The following is a 15364-nucleotide window of genomic DNA, read 5'->3' as shown; positions in this document are numbered from 1 at the left end:
CGGCTACCCTCGACGGCCGACGGACACAGCGACCATCGCGGACCGCCCGACGTCCTCCGGAGCCGTCTCCCGCCGTCAGAACAGGATTCGCATGCCTTCCACCACCGCGACGCCTCGGCCTGCAGAAACGGCCCCGGAGAAGCCGCGCAACCGGGAGTCGACCGCCACGACGCTGGAGCACCGCGGCCACACCGACGTCGACGTGGCGCAGCTGCCGATGACCGTCGTGCACGCCCGGCGGTCGTTCCTCGGTGGTTTCTCCAGTGACGCCAGGGACATCTGGTCCTACCGAGGCCTGCTGGCACAGCTGGTGCGAAAAGAGCTCAAGGTGAAGTACAAGGACTCCGTCCTCGGCTTCTTCTGGACCTTGGTCCGACCGATGATCCAGCTGGTCATCTACTACGTGGCGTTCACGCTGTTCCTCGGCAACACCCAGCCGGCCTACGCCATCTTCATCTTCTCGGGCCTGGTCGTCTGGGGGTTGTTCACCGACATCGTCGGCGGCTGCACCGGCAGCATCGTCGGCAACGGCGGGCTGCTGAAGAAGACCTACTTCCCGCGGGAGATCTTCCCGCTGTCGGTCGTCGGGGCCTCGATCGTCAACTTCCTCTTCCAGCTCGTGGTGCTGCTGCTGGCCCTCGGCCTCGCGGCGGTCACCGGCCACCGGGTGACCCCCACCTGGGACCTCGCCCTGGTGCCCCTGGCCCTGGCGGTCTGCATCGTGTGGGCGACCGCGCTGGGCCTGTTCCTCGCCGCGGCCACCGTGTACCTGCGCGACCTGCAGCACCTCATCGAGGTCGTCCTGCTGGCCCTGTTCTGGCTGGTCCCGATCGTCTACGCGATCACCCTGCCGCTCAACGCCTTCGCGGCCAACGGGCACCAGGCCCTGCTCACGGCCTACCTGGCCAACCCCATGCTGAACGTGATCGCCGCGTTCCAGCGCGCGTTCTACACCATGGGCCCCGAGTACACGTTCCAGGCCGACCTCTGGCCCCGCCTGGGTGTGCTGCTCCTCGTCGGAGCCGGTCTCCTGTGGCTGGCGCAACGCTACTTCGCCCGCGTGCAGGGCGACTTCGCCCAGGAGCTCTGAGTGAACCCCACGGTCATCAGCGTCGAGAACGTCAGCAAGCGCTTCCGGATCAACTCCAACAAGTCGCTCAAGGAGATGGTCGTCAACCGGAGGACCACCCGGTCGAACACGGCGGACTTCTGGGCCCTCCGCGACGTCAGCTTCGACGTGACGGCCGGCACCACCCTCGGCCTCATCGGGCACAACGGCTCCGGCAAGTCGACCTTGCTGAAGGTCGTCGGCGGGATCCTCACGCCGACCGAGGGATCGGTGCGCCGGCGTGGGCGCATGGCCGCCCTGCTGGAGCTGGGCGCCGGTTTCCACGGGGACCTCACCGGCCGGGAGAACGTCTACCTCAACGCCGCGATCCTCGGCCTGAGCCGGCAGCAGACCGACCGCTACTTCGACGACATCGTCGCCTTCTCGGGCATCGAGAAGTTCATCGACACCCAGGTCAAGTTCTACTCGTCCGGGATGTACGTGCGGCTCGCCTTCTCGGTGGCCATCCACGTCGACCCCGAGATCCTGCTCATCGACGAGGTCCTGGCGGTCGGCGACGAGGCGTTCCAGCGCAAGTGCCTGGACAAGATCAAGACCTTCCAGCGCGAGGGGCGGACGATCGTCTTCGTCACCCACGGGCTGGACCTGGTCCGGGAGCTGTGCGACCGGGTCGTCCTGCTGGACCACGGCCGCATGGTGGTGGACGGCGACCCCGTGGAGGCCGTGCGGATCATCCGCGACACCTGGCAGGAACAGGCCGTCACCGAGGCCGCGGCCCGGGACATCCCCGACGCCGAGGAGGGCAACGGGGCGATGTCGATCGGCGACGTCCGGCTGCTCGACGGGTCCGGGTCCCCGATCTCGCGGCTGACCCCCGGCCAGCCCTGCGTCGTCGAGTTCGACGTCGCCTCCGCGAGCCGCACCGACGACTGGGTCAGCGGGATCGCGATCGAGAACCACCTCGACCAGCTCTGCTACGGGGTCAACAGCAACATGCTCGGCCGGCACCTGGAGCCCATCACCGGGCAGCGCACGGTGCGGTTCCGCATCCCCGAGCTGACGCTGGGCGAGGGGCACTACCACCTCACCGTGGCGGTCCACAGCCGCGAGGGCATCGAGTACGCGAGGAAGAACAGAGTGGCCAACTTCAAGGTCTACTCCGACCGCCAGCAGGTCGGGCCCGTCTACCTGGAGCCGGAGGTCGAGGTCCGATGAGCGCGGTGGGAGCTGTCGACCGCGCCGGTCGCGTGGCGGTCGTCCCCGCCCGGTTCGGCCCGGAGATCGTCGGTGGCGCCGAGATCGTCCTCCGGCACATCGCCCAGGGCCTGCAGGGCCGCGGGTGGGACGTCGAGGTCCTCACCACGGCGGCCACCGACTACTTCAGCTGGACCAACGACCAGCCGGTCGGGTGCCGTGTCGAGGACGGCCTGACCGTGCGCCGCTTCGAGGCGGTCAAGTCCACGCCCGGGGCCGAGCGCTCCGACCTGGGCCACCGCATGCTCGCCGGCGACCGGCTCACGCTGACCGAGCAGGAGCGGTGGATCAACGACGACGTCCGCGTGCCGGGCCTCTACCACCACCTGCTGCTGCACGCCGGCGAGTACCGGGCCCTGATCTTCGGCCCCTACCTGTTCTGGCCCTCGTACGCCTGCTCGCAGGTGGCACCCGACCGGTCCCTGCTGTGGACCTGCCTGCACGACGAGCCGGCCGCCTACCAGGAGATCTACCGCCCGCTCCTGTCCGGTGTGGCCGGGCTCTTCCTGCAGACCGAGCCCGAGCACGACCTGGCCCACCGGATCTTCCCGCAGCTGGCCCCGCACGCGGTCGTGGGATGCGGTGTGGAGGTCCCCTCGAGGTACGACCCGGAGGCCTTCCGCACCAGGTACGGGATCACCCGGCCCTACGTCCTCTACGCGGGGCGCCGGGAGGGCGCCAAGGGCTGGGACGAGCTCCTCCAGCACTTCCGGACGGCCGTGCTCGGGCGCGGGCTCGACCTCGCGCTGGTCACGATGGGCGCCGGGGAGGTCCGCCCCCCGCAGGGCCTGGAGGACCGCGTCGTGGACGTCGGCTTCCTGCCCGACGACGAGCGTGACGACGCCTACGCGGGGGCGCTGGCCTACGTTCAGCCGTCCCGGTACGAGGCCTTCTCCCGCACCATCATGGAGTCCTGGCTGGCGGGCCGGCCGGTGGTCGGCATCGGCGAGGGCGGTGTGGTGCGGCACCACGTCGAGACCAGCCGCGGCGGCCTCCTCTACGACGACGCCCACGACTTCGCCGAGAGCCTCGCCGTCCTGCTCCGGCACCCGCGGATCGCCGACGAGATGGGCCGGCGGGGGCGGGAGTACGTGATGTCCCGCTACCAGTGGGACACCGTGCTGGACGGCATCGAGCGGTCGATCCTCGACTGGACCCCGCCGCCCACCGGCGTGACCGGCGGGGGGCAGCCGGTGCCGGACCGGGTCGGCGCCGCACGGACGGGAGGCGGCGCCTGATGCGCATCCTGGTGATCAGCCCCTACCCGCCGCAGCGCGACGGCATCGCGAACTACGCCGCCCAGGCGGTGGCCGACCTGATGCGCCAGGGGCACGACGTGGTGGTCCTGTCCCCCCAGCCGTCCGCGGCCCACCTGCACATCGACTTCATGGCCGGGCCGCGGGCCTGGGCGGCCCTGGCCCGTCGCGCCCGCGGCTTCGACAAGATCGTCATCCAGTGGCACCCGGCCTTCTTCTACCGGTCGAGCTCGGTGGTCGACCGCTCGTCGATCGATCTCGCGATGGCCGGTGTCTTCCGGCTCGTCCCCGAGGTCGAGATCTGGGTGCACGAGTACGAGTACGCCGAGGTCCTGCGGTCGCCGGCGCGCCGCCGGGCCGCACGGGCCGCGTTCTCGCGGGCGACCCTGGTGTTCCACTCCGAGCGCGAGCGGGACCTCTTCCTCGAGGCGGTGCCGGTCGACGCCGGCCGGACCCGGGTCGAGCAGCACGGCCAGTCCTTCCGGCGGCGGACGGCCATGGGCCGCGACGAGGCCCGGGCCTCGCTCGGCATCGCGCCCGACGAGTTCGTGTTCCTCTGCATCGGCTTCATCCAGCGGCACAAGGGGTTCGACAGGGCCGTGCGTGGCTTCGCCGCGCTCGACGCGCCGCGGGCCAGGCTGGACGTGGTCGGCTCCACGCGGCTCGACGAGCCCGAGTTCCTCGCCCACCTCGCGGAGCTCGAGCTGCTGACCGACCAGACCGAGGGTGCCCGGCTGCACACCGGCTACGTCTCCGACGAGCTGTTCGACCGGTGGATCCTCGCCTCCGACACCGTCGTCCTCCCCTACCGGGAGATCTGGTCCTCCGGGGTGCTCGAGCGGGCCGCCCTCTTCGACCGGCGGGTGATCGCCAGCCGCGTCGGCGGGCTGGAGCAGCAGGCCGGGGGGCGCGACGTCGTCTTCGTCGACGACGACGCGGCCCTCCTCGCCGAGATGGCCGCCGCCGCGCAGGTCCCCGTGCGGCTCGGCGACGTCGCCACCGACATCGACGACGACATCGGGTGGGCGGACCTGCAGGCCACGGTCTCCGCGCGCGCGGCGCTCGCCCGGGGCAGCGCGCCACGGGCCACCCGGCCGGCCGAGGGCCCCGGCAGGGCGCAGGACGTGACCCCGGTCGACCGCAGCGCGGGGATGGTCCGGCGCCTGCCGCCGTACGTGGTCCCGCCGGCGACGTCCACCCGGCCGGGAGCGCCCGTGGTCAAGCGGCTCGTGCAGCGGCTGACCACGTGGCAGATCGCACCGCTGGCGTCCCGGGTCGACCAGCTGCAGGCCGCGACCGCCAACAGCCTCGACGTCGTCGCGGCCGAGATCCGCCGGCTCCGGGAGGAGACCCTCGCGGGAACCGGTGCGCAGCCGACCCCGTCGGCGGGCGGATCCGGCGGGACCACGTCGGGCTGACCCCACAGCACCGGGCCCCGGCACCCGCCCAGGTGCCGGGGCCCGGTGCTCTCCGGGCACGGCCCACCTCCCGGCCCCCGGCCCTCCCGCGCGGGATCTTCCGCACCTCCCACACCGGGAGAACCAGCCACCTCGCCAGCGACGGGACGGACCGGTCTGTCCCGGTAGCGTCCTCCCCCGATGCCACTCCCCGGGGTCGGGGCAGGAGTGTTCCGCCGGGCCCGTGACCGTGCCTGACCGACCGCGCACAGCCGGGCCGGTCCCACCGCTGAGCGTGAGGAGCCCTGTGACGACGACCCCCGAGACGGTGGCCCCCGCCACGCACGCGGGCGACCGGGTGCACGCCGCGCGCTCGCGCAACGGCCGGCTGGAGTTCCTCGACGCCCTCCGAGGCGTCGCGGCCCTCGTCGTCGCCGTCCAGCACCTCGCCGAGCACGTCTGGCCCGAGGTGGTCGTCTTCTCCCACACCTGGTGGCGGCCCGGCGAGTTCGGCGTGCTCGTCTTCTTCCTCTGCAGCGGGTTCATCATCCCGGCGTCGATGGAGCGCCGCGGGGACCTCGCGGAGTTCTGGATCGGCCGGGTGTTCCGGCTCTTCCCGCTGTACCTCGCGGTGCTCCTGGTCGCCGTCGCGGCCTTCGCCACCCCGTGGGCCACGCCCGGAGCGGGCTACCGGCCGGTCACCGACACGCTGCTCAACACCACGATGCTGCAGGTCTTCACGACCCGGCCGCTGGTCATCGGCGCCTCCTGGACCCTCGGCTACGAGATGGTCTTCTACCTGCTGATGACCGTGCTGTTCATGCTGGGCTGGCACCGCCGCTCGGCCGGCATCGCCACCGGCCTGGTCGTGACCGCGCTGGTGGCCGGTGGCGCGCTCGTCCCGTTCTTCCTCGTGCAGACGCAGATCCGGTCGTGGCCGGCGGTGGTCCTCGGCCTGCTCGTGCTCGCCGCGGTGGTCGTCCTCCCCCGGCTGGCCGGCCGGGAGCGGGCCGTGGCCCTGACCCTCGCCGCCGCCGTCCTGCTGCTGGTCCTCAACCGGCCGCACGACCTGTGGTTCGCGCTGCTGCTGCTGGCCTCGATGTTCGTCGGGACCGCGCTCTACCGGTACGACGTGGGGCAGCTGGACGGGCGCAGTGCCGCGGGGGCGTTCGGCCTCGCCGTCGCCGGCATCGTCGTCGTGCAGTTCTGCTACCACGTCGGCGCGCCCGAGGCGACCACCGGGGCCACTCCGCAGTGGTGGACCGAGGCGGCCACGTTCGTCTCGGCGTACCTGGTCTTCGGTGCGCTCTTCCTGCTCCGCGGCCGGGCCTACCCCCGGGTGCTCGTCTACCTCGGCACGATCAGCTACTCGGTGTACCTGGTGCACGCGCTGGTGCTGCTGCTGCCGACGCCGGACCTCCCGCCGGTGCCCGCCTTCGCCACGATGCTCGCCGTCACCCTCGGCGCCTCGGTCCTCACCTACCACTGGATCGAGAAGCCCGGTCAGCTCCTGGGCCGGCAGGTGACCGGCCGCTACCGCGCACGGCGGGCCGCGGCGGCGGCGCCGGCGGGCGGGGACCGGGCCGGCGGGGCGCCGCCGGCCGCCGGCCGCGAGCAGCGGGTGGCGACCCCCGCCTGACGACGCAGGAGGGCCCCGTCGTGCGACGGGGCCCTCCTGCGTCGGCGTCCGGTCAGCGGTACCGGATCGTGACCGCGCCGGTGGTGGCGTTCCAGGTGATGGTGCCGTGCTGGAAGTCGGCGCGGGTGCCGCCGGCGACGCCGTACTCACCGCGGGTGGGCAGCCCCAGCCGGGACCACTCCGCCCCGGCCTTGTCGTAGGCCGCACCGATCGCCCCGTACACCGGGTGCGCACCGGTGGTCGCCGACCACATCACCTTGCCGCGGGCGAAGACCTGGTAGACCCCCGCCCGGTTCTGGAAGGCCGTCTCGTCGGTCACCGGCAGCCCCAGCCCCGACGGGCCGCCCATGGCCGCCCACCGGTCACCGACCCCGCCGCGGACGAGGAACGCCTTCTCGGCCCCGGTGGCCTGGTAGATGCCCGCCCCCGACCGGAACCGGACCTCCTGGCCCTGCCCGCCGGGGACCGCCCGCTGCGGAGCGGTCGGCAGGCCCAGCGAGGAGTCCAGCCCACCGGCGGCCACCCAGCGCCGCCCGATCGCCCCGGACAGCACCACGGCCCCCGACGTCGGCGACCAGACGATCGTGCCGCCGGTGAAGGCGCTGAACCGGCCACCGCCGGAGGGGGTGTCGGCCTCGTCGCCGAGCGGCAGCCCGAGCGCGCCGTCGGCACCGCCGCGCGCCAGCCACGCCTCCCGGATGCCCCCGGCCACCAGCCGCACACCCGACGTCGTCCACACCAGGGAGTACCCGCGGGAGAACTCCTGGGTCGCGGCCCCGTTCCGGACCGTCACCTCGCCGCCGAGGGGCACCCCGAACCGGGCCGCCCCGCCCCCGGCCGCGAACGCCTCGCCGATCCCGCCCCGCAGCGGCTGCGCACCGGTCGACGGCGACCAGAACACCAGCCCGGACACGAACTCCTGCACGACCGCCCCGGGCACGCCCGGGACGGCGAGCTCCCCGGTGCGGGGGAACCCCAGCCCCCATTCGGCCCGCAGGCCCAGCCACCGGCTCCGGATGCCCCCACGCACGACCTGGGCGCCGGTCTCGGCCGTCCAGTACACCGACGCCTCCTTGCTGAAGTGCTGGTAGGCACCCCAGTTGCCCGCCGGGCCCTCGTCGGTGGTCGGCACGCCCAGCACGCCCGGCCCGCCCGCGGCCAGCCACGCCGCCAGCACGTCGCCCCGCACGAACCGGACCCCGGTGGCCGCGGACCAGTACAGCCGCCCGTGCTGGTACTCCTGCCAGGCGAAGCCGTTGCCGGAGCGCTCGTCCCCGACCTGCGCGCCCAGCCAGGACCGCAGCCCCGCGTCCGAGGCGTACCGGCGTTCGATCGCTGTCATGGTGAGGTCGACCTGCGCGGCGACCCGCGCCCGCAGGTCGCCCATGCGGGCGTAGGCGTAGCGGCCCGGGCAGGCGGTGTAGCCGACGTCCCGGTGGGCGAAGACGGTGGGCAGCGTGACGGTGCTGCCGGCCGCGTACCTCGACGTGCCCCCGCCCCCGGTCATCCTCGCGGTGCCGCGGGGGTCGACCCCGTAGAGCGAGAACTTCCAGGCGATGATGTCGGCGACGGCGTCGAGCATCACCCGCGGCGGCTCGACCTGCTCGTAGTTGCCGAGCATGGACACCCCGAACGTCCCGGAGTTCCAGCCGCCGGCGTGCGCACCGACGACCGTGCTGGCCAGGCCGCCGGAGCGGCCCTCCCAGAGCCGGCCGTACCGGTCGGCGATCACGTTGTAGCCGATGTCGCCCCAGCCGCGGCTGACCGCGTGGTAGCGGTAGATCGAGCGCATGATGGCCGGCACGTCGTCGGCCGAGTAGGCGTTGCTGTCGGCCGTGTGGTGGATCGTCGCGGCCTTGATCGTCGGCGCGTACTGCGGGTCCCAGGTGCGGATGGATTCGTCAGCGCCCCACTGCGCCCGCGAGTAGACCGGCGGCATCGCCATGGCCGCCTCGGCCGTGTCGGTGATGGCCGGGGTGTCGAGCGCGGCGTCGGCCGCGCTGTTCCCCGGGTCGACGAGGTCGACCTGCACGTCGGTGGGCGCCGCCCCGGCGCGGGTGACCAGCTCCACCTCGACGCCGGTGCTGGGCCCGGTCCACAGCGGCGCGGTGCCACCGCGGGGCGCGGCGCCGGCGTCGGCGTCCGGGCTCTGCTCGGCGTCCTCGACCGCCAGCTCGGTCCACGCGCCCCAGGAGCCGTCGGCGTCCCGGACGCGCAGCTGCACGAGGGTGTCGGTCACCGCGGGGTCGGGCGCCCACGTGACGCCCACGAGCGAGAACTCCTCGACGTCGAGCTGCTGCAGGGTCAGCACGGGCGCGTCGCCCGCCAGGCCGTCCACCGGTTCGGTGGTGCCCGCCTGGACGTCGGCCTCGGCGGCGGGGGCCTCCACCGACCCCATCGGGAGCTCCTCCGTGGTCGCGGCCACGGGGTGCGGCTCCGGGAGGGGGGCGGCGTAGACGGGGAGCACCAGGACGGTGGCGGTCGCGGTGAGGAACGCGGTCGAGCCGACCAGGATGCGTCGCACGGACAAGTCCTCCGAGTGCTGCGGTGCGGGGGTGCCCCGGGGGCACCAGGTGCACCACAGTCATCGGCGGCAGCGGGCCCGGGCTTGAGGCGATCCGGCAACCCGCCGTCGCCGCGCTCCGGTCAGGCCGGCGCGTCCGCCATGGCGGCGTGCAGCGCCGCCCGCCAGGGGCGGGGCGGGGTCAGACCGGCGGCGTGCCAGGCCGACAGGTCCAGCACCGAGTAGGCCGGCCGCGGGGCGGGGCGGGGAAAGGCCTCCGTGGTCGTCGGCAGCACCCGGGCGGGGTCGGCGCCGAGCTCCTCGAAGACCGCCTGCGCGAGGCCGTGCCAGCTGACCTGCCCGGCGTTGGTGCAGTGCAGCACCCGGGGGACGGCGTCCTCCCGGAGGCCGAGCTCGACCAGGCCGGCGGCGAGGTCGGCCGACCACGTCGGGGCGCCGACCTGGTCGGCGACGACCGAGACGGTCTCCCGGGTCGCCTCCAGCGCGGTCATCGTCCGGACGAAGTTGCCGCCGTGGCGGCCGTGCACCCAGGCGGTGCGCACGACGCAGGCGTCCCCGCCGGCCGCGGCCACCGCCCGCTCCCCCGCCGCCTTGGTCCGGCCGTAGGCCGAGCGGGGCGCGGTCGGGGCGTCGACCGGGTAGGGCCGGGTCGCCTGGCCGTCGAAGACGTAGTCGGTGGACACGTGCAGCAGCCGGCCCCGGCCGGCGAGCTCCTCGGCCAGCCAGCCGGGCGCGCGGCCGTTGACCAGCAGCGCGGTGCCCTCGTCGGTCTCGGCGGCGTCGACCGCGGTGTAGGCGGCCGCGTTGACGACCACGGCCCGGTCGGCCCGGACGCCGGCCAGCCAGCGCTGCACCGCGGCGCGCACCGACGCCTCGTCGGTCAGGTCCACCTCGGCCCGGCCGGCGGCGGTGACGTCGTCCCCGGGGCGGCCGGCGAGCGCCTCGAGCAGGTCGTGCCCGAGCTGCCCGCGGGCGCCGGTGACCAGCCAGGCGGTGCTCGTGCCCTGGCTCACGCCCGGGCGTCCTGCGAGCCCGCCGTGCGGTGGGCCGTCGCCGCGGCGGCCTTGAGCGGCTCCCACCAGGCGCGGTTGTCGCGGTACCACTGCACGGTCAGGGCCAGGCCGTCCTCGAAGGTCATCCGGGGGGCGTAGCCGAGCGCGGCCGTCTTCGAGTAGTCCACCGAGTAGCGCAGGTCGTGGCCGCCGCCGCGCGGGTCGACGATGTTCTCGACGTAGCTCCAGTCGCGGCCGGTGGCCTCGAGCAGCTTCTCCGTGAGCTCCTTGTTGGACAGCTCCCGACCGCCGCCGATGTTGTAGAACTCGCCGGGCAGGCCCTCCTCGAGGACGAGCTGGATGCCGAGGCAGTGGTCGTCGACGAACAGCCAGTCGCGGACGTTCGCGCCCTCGCCGTAGAGCGGCACCCGGTGCCCGTCGAGCAGGTTGGTGACGAACAGCGGGATGACCTTCTCGGGGAAGTGGTACGGCCCGTAGTTGTTGCTGCACCGGGTGATCGAGATGTTCAGCCCGTAGGTCTTGGCGTAGGCTCGGGCGATGAGGTCGCTGCCGGCCTTGGCCGCCGAGTACGGCGAGTTCGGCTCGAGGACGTGGTCCTCCTGCCATGAACCCTCGTCGATGGAGCCGTAGACCTCGTCGGTGGAGACGTGCAGCACCCGCCCGACGCCGTGCCGCAGCGCGGCCTCGAAGACCTGCTGGGCCCCGAGCACGTTGGTGAGCACGAAGTCGGCCGCACCGTGGATGGACCGGTCGACGTGCGACTCGGCGGCGAAGTTGACCACGACGTCGTGCCCCGGGACGGCGGCGTCGAGGTCGGCCTGGCTGCAGATGTCGCCCCGCACGAAGCGGTAGCGCGGGCTGTCGGCGACCGGGGCCAGGTTCGCGAGGTTGCCGGCGTAGGTCAGCTTGTCGAAGACCGTCACCTCGGCGTCCTCGAAGCCGGGGTAGCCACCGGACAGCATCGTCCGGACGTAGTGGGAGCCGATGAAGCCGGCCCCGCCGGTGACGAGGATGCGCATGGCAGGCATGCTCCCCCGCCCGCGGCCCCGTCTGCATCCTCCCGGGGTGTGAGTCGGCCGGCGCGTGACGGATGGGTCCGCTGGGCCGTCGGGGACCGCCCGCACCAGGTGCGGGCATGTCGGTGGGCCGGGACGGCCCGCGGACGCACCTACCATCGCCGCGAGACGCCACGACGCCGGCGGCGCGACGGGCCCGGGCCCGACCCGTGCCGTGGTCGGCGCGACCCAGCAGTGAGGACACGACGTGAGCCGAGAGCCGAGCGACCGAGGAGGCCGTCCGCTCCCCGGGCGACTGGACCCCCGCGCCGGGCGCCCGGCCCGCCAGCGGCAGCCCGAGGGACCGCCGGCCCGCGAGGCCGCGTCGGACGCACCGGTGGGCGGGACCGCCGCCGGCCGGCGCCCGCAGCGCTCCCGGGGCAGCCGGGTGGCCACCGCCGTCCGCGTCGTCGCCGGCGTGCTGTCCGTCGTGCTGCTGGGCACCGGCGGCTGGGGCTGGTACCTCGGGCAGGTCGCCGACGCCAGCGTCAACCGGACGAACGCCATCCCCCTCGACGGCAACGACGGCTCGGGCGACGAGCGCGCCGCGATGAACCTGCTCCTGGTGGGGAACGACAGCCGGGCGTCCCTCAGCGAGGAGCAGGCCTCGCAGCTGAGCACGGGCAGCAACTCCGGCCAGAACACCGACACGATGATCCTGGTGCACGTCCCGGCCGACGGGTCGCGCGCCTCGTTCGTCTCCTTCCCCCGCGACTCCTACGTGCAGATCCCCGGCTACGGGTGGGACAAGCTCAACGCCGCCTACGCCTACGGCTACGCGGAGCCGGACGAGGGCGCCTCGGCCGGCGAGCGCCAGGCGGCCGGGGCGCAGCTGCTCATCCGCACCATCAGCCAGCTGTCGGGCCTGATGATCGACCACTACGCCGAGGTGGACCTGCTCGGCTTCTTCAACCTCTCCAGCGTCGTGGGTGGCGTGGAGGTCAACCTCTGCCAGGCCGCGCAGGACGACTTCTCCGGTGTGGACCTGCCCGCCGGGAAGTCCACGATCAGCGGTGAGCAGGCCCTGGCCTTCGTCCGCCAGCGGCACGGCCTGCCGCGGGGCGACTTCGACCGGATCATCCGCCAGCAGACCTTCATCGCCGGGATGATCCGCAAGATGCTCTCGGACAACGTCCTGCTCGACCTCGGCAAGCAGCGGGAGCTCGTGCAGGCCGCCGCCGAGTCGCTGACCGTGGACCAGTCCCTGGACCTGTTCGCCCTCGCCGGGCAGATGCAGTCGGTCACCGCCGGCAGCATCGAGTTCCAGACCATCCCCTACGTCGGGGACGACCGGGACGACCAGGACCGCTACATCCTCCGGCTGGAGGACACCGAGACGCTGCACGAGTTCTTCGCCGAGCTGTCGGCCGAGCCGGAGGCCGAGGCCGAGGCGCCGGCCGCCGAGACCCCCGCCGCACCGGAGACGGTGGCGCCCTCCCAGGTCTCCGTCGAGGTGTTCAACGGCTCCGGCGTGCCCGGCCTGGCCGCCGAGGCCGCCGCGGAGCTGGAGGGGGCCGGCTTCACGGTGAGCAGCACGGGGAACGCCGACGCCACCGACTACGAGGTCACCGAGATCCGGCACGCCGCCGGGGACGAGGCCCTGGCGCGGACGCTGGCCGACCGGATCCCGGGTGCGACGACGGTGGAGAGCGAGGACCCGGCCACCGGCACCGTCCACCTGGTCCTCGGCAGCGACTTCAACGGCGTCGGTCAGGCGGTCACCCCGCCGGCGCCGGCCGCGCCGTCCGAGCCGGTGGAGGGCGAGGACGCCTTCACCGCGGCCGACACCGACTGCATCAACTGAAGAAGGACCCCGTCCTCCTCACCCCTCGCACGCTCGGGGTGAGCCTCTGGACGGGGCCTCCCCGCGGGACAGGAAGCCGTGCCTGCGTCAGGCGCTGCTGGACACGGGCACGGCGGCCTCTTCCGCGTGTCGGGTGGGCCGCGCGGCGCGGACCCGGGCCAGGACGGCTCGGGTCCCGCGGGCGGCGGCCGCGCCGACGGCGGCGCCGACCACGACGTCGCTCGGGTGGTGCACACCGAGCAGCACCCGGGAGACCAGCATCCCGCCGAGCAGCGTGCCCATGAGCGGCCGGCCGAGCAGCGGCGCGTAGCCGAGCGCGGCCGCCGCCGACGAGCAGCTGTGCGCGCTGGGGAACGACAGCGAGCTGGGGTGGGTGCGCACCAGCGCGGGGACCTCGGCCAGCAGCGGCCGCTTGCGCCGGACGAGCCGCTTGAGGACGACGCCGGCCGCGTGCCCGGCCAGCACACCGGCCGCGCCGTCCACCCACTCGCGCCGGTGCCGGCCGGTCAGCCAGCCGGCGCCCGCCACGACCAGCCAGCCGATCGCGTGCTCGCCGAACACCGACAGGCCGCGCGCGAGCGGGACGGCGGGGGTCCCGCCCAGCACCCGGCGGGTGGCGATCAGCAGGCGGTGGTCGAGTCGGGTCAGCACGCCGGCCGACTGTAGGGGTACCGGCGGCCGGTGCCGCCCGGGCCTGCCAGGCTGGGTCCGTGCCACAGCCCGCCGCCCTCCCCGCCGACCTCCTCGCCCGGGCGCTGCGCCGCGACGCCGCCGCGCCGCTGCTCACCGACTACGACGACGCCGCCGGTTCCCGGGTCGAGCTGTCGGCTGCCACGCTGGCCAACTGGGTGGCCAAGACGGCCAACCTGCTGCAGGAGGAGTTCGACGTGGCGCCCGGCGGCACGGTGGCCGTCGCGCTGCCGGTGCACTGGCAGACCGCCGCGGTCCTGCTCGGCGTGTGGAGCTGCGGCGCGGCGGTGCTCGACACCGCCGCCGAGGACGACGGCCGGCTCGACGACGTCGCCGTCGTCCTCGCCGCGCAGGACCGACTGGCCCCCCTGGAGGACGCCGGCGTCCCGGAGCTGCTCGGGCTCTCGCTGCACCCGCTCGGCGCGGGGATGGCCGGGTACGCCGGGCCGGCCCGCGACTTCGCCCTCGAGGTCCGCGCCCACGGGGACGTCTTCACCCCGTGGCAGCCGGCGGCCCCCGGGGACCCGGGGCTGCTGGCCGGCGGCCTGCAGCTGACCCTGGGCGGGCTGGTCGCGGCCGCGGAGGAGCTGGCCGGCCGGCTGGGCGTCGTCGCGGGCGACCGGCTGCTCGTGGACGCCGCGACCGCGGCGGAGGCGGGGCCGGTCGCCTGGCTGCTGGCGCCCCTCGCGGCCGGGGCGTCGGTGGTGCTCGTCCGCGGCGCCGACCCGGGCCGGCTGCCCGCCCGTGCAGCCGGGGAACGGGTCACGGCTACGCTCGGCGCCACGATCGAGGGCATCCGCGAGCTGGGCCGCCCCGACTGACCGACCGGTCCCAGCCCGCCCGACGGACGGTGGTGCACGTGGACAAGGTGATCGGGTCGGCCGCTGAGGCGGTCGCCGACGTCAGGGACGGCGCGGTGCTCGCCGTCGGCGGCTTCGGGTTGTGCGGTGTACCGGTGGTCCTCATCGACGCCCTGCTGGAGCAGGGCGCGAAGGACCTCACGACCATCAGCAACAACTGCGGCGTCGACGACCAGGCGCTGGGCGTCCTGCTCTACGCCGGGCGGATCCGGCGCACGATCTCCTCCTTCGTGGGCGGCAACAAGGAGCTCGCGCGCCTGTACCTCTCCGGCCAGCTGGAGGTCGAGCTCACCCCGCAGGGCACGCTGGCCGAGCGGCTGCGCGCCGGCGGCGCGGGGGTGCCGGCCTTCTACACGCCGACCGGCGTGGGCACGATGGTCGCCGACGGCGGCATCCCGGTGCGCTACGACGCCGACGGGAACGTCGTGGAGACCTCCCGGCCCAAGGAGATCCGCGAGTTCGACGGCCGCCAGTACGTGCTGGAGACGGCGCTGACCGCCGACTTCGGGCTGGTGCGCGCCGCGGTGGGCGACCGGCACGGCAACCTGGTCTTCCACGAGTCGGCGATGAACTTCAACCCGCTGGCCGGGATGGCCGGCCGGGTCACGATCGCCGAGGTCGAGCGGCTGGTGGAGCCCGGCGAGATCACCCCCGAGCAGGTCCACCTGCCCGGGGTGTTCGTCGACCGCGTCGTCGAGGTCGGGCCGGAGGGCAAGTCGATCGAGCGGCGCACCACCCGCCCGCGTCCCGCGCCGGCCACCCCGGCCGCCGGCGGCGACGAGGCCACCACCGAGGGGAACTGA

The 15364-nt window shown here is 74.2% G+C and carries 12 protein-coding genes; 8 read left to right on the top strand and 4 right to left on the bottom strand.

Features of this window, described 5'->3' with window-relative positions; translation table 11 throughout:
• The first annotated feature begins 91 nt into the window (after positions 1-91).
• The 5 genes from ACI8AC_RS01810 (at position 92) to ACI8AC_RS01790 (ending at position 6615) form a co-directional block, all read left to right on the top strand.
• The gene (locus tag ACI8AC_RS01810) at positions 92-1090 is read left to right on the top strand and encodes an ABC transporter permease (RefSeq protein WP_456894607.1); all 999 of its coding nucleotides are present in this window, start codon (positions 92-94) and stop codon (positions 1088-1090) included.
• Complete coding sequence (locus ACI8AC_RS01805) at positions 1091-2284, top strand: ABC transporter ATP-binding protein (protein ID WP_456894605.1); 1194 nt, start codon at positions 1091-1093, stop codon at positions 2282-2284. It begins immediately after the preceding gene.
• On the top strand, positions 2281-3561 hold the full coding sequence (locus ACI8AC_RS01800; protein ID WP_456894603.1) for a glycosyltransferase family 4 protein: 1281 nt from the start codon (positions 2281-2283) through the stop codon (positions 3559-3561). Before ACI8AC_RS01805 ends, ACI8AC_RS01800 begins: the two co-directional genes overlap by 4 nt.
• A complete protein-coding gene (locus ACI8AC_RS01795; RefSeq protein WP_456894601.1) occupies positions 3561-4997 on the top strand; it encodes a glycosyltransferase family 4 protein in 1437 nt (478 codons plus the stop codon). The genes ACI8AC_RS01800 and ACI8AC_RS01795 overlap by 1 nt, the downstream gene beginning before the upstream one ends.
• Before the next feature lie 286 nt (positions 4998-5283).
• On the top strand, positions 5284-6615 hold the full coding sequence (locus ACI8AC_RS01790) for an acyltransferase family protein (protein ID WP_456894599.1): 1332 nt from the start codon (positions 5284-5286) through the stop codon (positions 6613-6615).
• A 52-nt stretch (positions 6616-6667) separates the two neighbouring features.
• On the opposite strand, the gene ACI8AC_RS01785 is transcribed toward ACI8AC_RS01790, so the two are convergent.
• From ACI8AC_RS01785 to rfbB, 3 genes are all read right to left on the bottom strand, one after another.
• Positions 6668-9139, bottom strand: a complete 2472-nt coding sequence (locus tag ACI8AC_RS01785; protein ID WP_456894597.1) for an N-acetylmuramoyl-L-alanine amidase — start codon at positions 9137-9139, stop codon at positions 6668-6670.
• Positions 9140-9261: 122 nt separating this feature from the next.
• Positions 9262-10152 carry a dTDP-4-dehydrorhamnose reductase gene (gene rfbD / locus ACI8AC_RS01780; RefSeq protein ID WP_456894595.1) on the bottom strand — a complete coding sequence of 297 codons (891 nt, stop codon included), beginning with the start codon at positions 10150-10152 and terminating at the stop codon, positions 9262-9264.
• Positions 10149-11171 (bottom strand): dTDP-glucose 4,6-dehydratase, encoded by a 1023-nt coding sequence (gene rfbB, locus ACI8AC_RS01775; RefSeq protein ID WP_456894593.1) that lies wholly within the window; start codon positions 11169-11171, stop codon positions 10149-10151. The genes rfbD and rfbB overlap by 4 nt, the downstream gene beginning before the upstream one ends.
• Before the next feature lie 373 nt (positions 11172-11544).
• On the opposite strand from rfbB, the gene ACI8AC_RS01770 reads away from it, so the two are divergent.
• Positions 11545-13011, top strand: a complete 1467-nt coding sequence (locus ACI8AC_RS01770; protein WP_456894591.1) for an LCP family protein — start codon at positions 11545-11547, stop codon at positions 13009-13011.
• 87 nt (positions 13012-13098) lie between these two features.
• Here ACI8AC_RS01770 and ACI8AC_RS01765 read toward each other — a convergent pair whose 3' ends face one another.
• Positions 13099-13662, bottom strand: a complete 564-nt coding sequence (locus ACI8AC_RS01765; protein ID WP_456894589.1) for a phosphatase PAP2 family protein — start codon at positions 13660-13662, stop codon at positions 13099-13101.
• 59 nt (positions 13663-13721) lie between these two features.
• Between ACI8AC_RS01765 and ACI8AC_RS01760 the strand changes: the two genes are divergently transcribed.
• Together ACI8AC_RS01760 and ACI8AC_RS01755 are read left to right on the top strand one after the other, a co-directional pair.
• Positions 13722-14522 carry a TIGR03089 family protein gene (locus ACI8AC_RS01760; RefSeq protein WP_456894587.1) on the top strand — a complete coding sequence of 267 codons (801 nt, stop codon included), beginning with the start codon at positions 13722-13724 and terminating at the stop codon, positions 14520-14522.
• 38 nt (positions 14523-14560) lie between these two features.
• Entirely contained in the window at positions 14561-15364 is an 804-nt protein-coding gene (locus tag ACI8AC_RS01755) for a CoA transferase subunit A (protein WP_456894585.1), read from the top strand.

This window comes from Geodermatophilus sp. SYSU D00758 (assembly GCF_054049955.1).
The sequence above is the reverse complement of the archived record's forward strand: the minus strand, read 5'-3'. Positions and strand labels throughout refer to the sequence as shown.

Bases quoted from the DNA above. Each gene is read 5' to 3' on its own strand.
- ACI8AC_RS01810 (WP_456894607.1), top strand. From the start codon at position 92: ATGCCTTCCACCACCGCGACGCCTCGGCCTGCAGAAACGGCCCCGGAG.
- ACI8AC_RS01800 (WP_456894603.1), top strand. From the start codon at position 2,281: ATGAGCGCGGTGGGAGCTGTCGACCGCGCCGGTCGCGTGGCGGTCGTC.
- ACI8AC_RS01795 (WP_456894601.1), top strand. From the start codon at position 3,561: ATGCGCATCCTGGTGATCAGCCCCTACCCGCCGCAGCGCGACGGCATC.
- rfbB (WP_456894593.1), bottom strand. From the start codon at position 11,171: ATGCGCATCCTCGTCACCGGCGGGGCCGGCTTCATCGGCTCCCACTAC.